The sequence below is a fragment of the Clostridium sp. OF09-36 genome, from assembly GCF_003481985.1.
GTDB lineage: Bacteria > Bacillota > Clostridia > Lachnospirales > Lachnospiraceae > Brotaphodocola.
The window spans coordinates 1-1,813 of the sequence record NZ_QUMD01000073.1 but is presented as its reverse complement, the minus strand read 5'-3'; the positions used below and the strand labels follow the sequence as shown (position 1 = coordinate 1,813).

Annotated in this window: 1 protein-coding gene; it reads right to left on the bottom strand. The window is 54.8% G+C overall.

Annotated features, from left to right (window positions below; all coding sequences use genetic code 11):
• Positions 1 to 215: 215 nt before the first annotated feature.
• Positions 216 to 1,813 (bottom strand): relaxase/mobilization nuclease domain-containing protein (locus tag DXA97_RS19660; protein WP_243107788.1); only part of this gene is annotated, 1,598 nt, incomplete at its 5' end.

Here is a 1,813-nt window from a genome sequence, read left to right as displayed (position 1 = left end):
CAGCCGCCGTTTCTTGCTCATTCTTGGCATGGGTGCGCTCCTTTCTGCCGTTTCCGCTGGTGTGGCGGTATCGGCGGTAATTCTGTATCATCTCGGTATCATTTTCGGGTTTTTTCTGCCCTATAAGCCCGTTAAAAAATCCTTTGGTATTTGCGGATAGGGTACGGGGCAGCCCCCTTGTTCTGTATAGGTTCGGGTACATTTTGGGGCGGTTTTTATCGTTCCTGTTCCTGCCTTTTCACAGGCTTGCGCTCCCGGTGTAAAATCTGGTCGATATTGCCCTTGACAGTCTGTAAGCGGCGGTATTCCTCCCGTTTTGCCCGGTAATCGTTGTAGCCGCTGTTTTTCTCTTGGATAAGGGTTTCAATCTCTGCTTGCAGGGCTTTATAGCTCGGCAGCTTGGAAATGCCGTTTTCCCTGAAATAGCGGGCGGCTGCGTCTGCTATGATAAAGTCGCTTTCGTACTTCTGACGGTAGGCTGCTTTTGCTTTGGCGTTTTTCTGCTGTTTCAGCCCGTCCCGGACAGGGCGGGTCTTGGAATAGGCAAGCACCTGCCGTTGCAGCTCCTTTTTCCCGTCCAGCGTCTTTTCCACCTGCTTCAGCTCTGTAAGGCTTTCCCGCATGGCGGTATAGGCGGCAGAACAGGCTTCGTCCAGTTCCTCCGGGGAAGAAAAGCCGTACTGCTGATAGGCGGTAACGGTAGCTGCCATTTGCTTTAGGTTGTGCTTTGCCGCCCAGCGGTCATAGCCCACGCCCTTGCCCTCGGCTCGCTTGGCTTCCCGGTCAACCATGCGCTGCAAGGTGTTGTCTGCCGGGGTGGTTTTTGTGGTTTTTTCCCCTTGTGACAGCTTTTTAACCGCGGCAGGGTATTCGAGTATGGCTTTGCTCTGTTCGGCGGCTCTGTGGGCGTTCTGCGTAAGCAGGACAAGGACAGCAGCCTTGTCAAAATCGTCCCCCAGCTTCCGGGCTGTGATAGGCTTTGTCCTGTCCGGCGTGAGGTAGGAAAGCCGCCCCCGGCTCTCCTTGACGGTCACACCCTCCCGCAGCAAAAGGGAAGAAAATTCGTCAAAGCTGCCAGCTTGGGAAAGTGCCTGCCGTATCGTCCGGCGCAGCTTCGCCTTGTCCGTTTCAAACTTGGTGGGCTTGGTCGGCTGTCCTGCGGCTTCTCTGACAGCGTTCTCTTTATCAAGGGCAAGCTGTCCTTTCTTTGCCGCCCAGTATTCCCGTTCGGTTATCCGTTCCTTGCTGCCGCTTAGGAGGTCGATTTGATAAAGCCCCTCCCGGTGGCACATCTCCATGACTTCGGATTTGAAGTAGCGCAGGGCAGCGTCGGTACATCGGTGCTTGCAGCCGACTTTCGTATCGGCCGGCCTGTCCATGTAGGGCAGAAGCGGGACTTCATAAATCCGCAGGGAGTTGATGACGATATGCACATGGATATTGCCGCTGTGGTTATGCCCGTCCGGGTGGGTGCAGACTAAGGCTTGGTGTCCGGGGAAATGCTCTTTACAGAACTGCTCGCCCAGCTCCTGCGCCCGGTCTACGGTCAAGCCGTTGTCTGTCCCGTCCCGTGGGTCAAAGCTGATGATATAGTGGTGGCTTTTCACATCTTCCCGTTTTTGGTTTTTCTCATAGCGGAGATTAGCCCGCATACAGGCAACAGCGAAATCCTCGCCCCCACAGTTGAGGGAAGAAATGCGGTAATCCTCCCTCGGTATCAGCCGCCCGTTTTCATCAAGGGTGGGCTTCATGGTAAACTCGTCATGCTCAAATGTGAGATAGGCTTCCGCTGCGCCATAGTCCGCATTTTTAG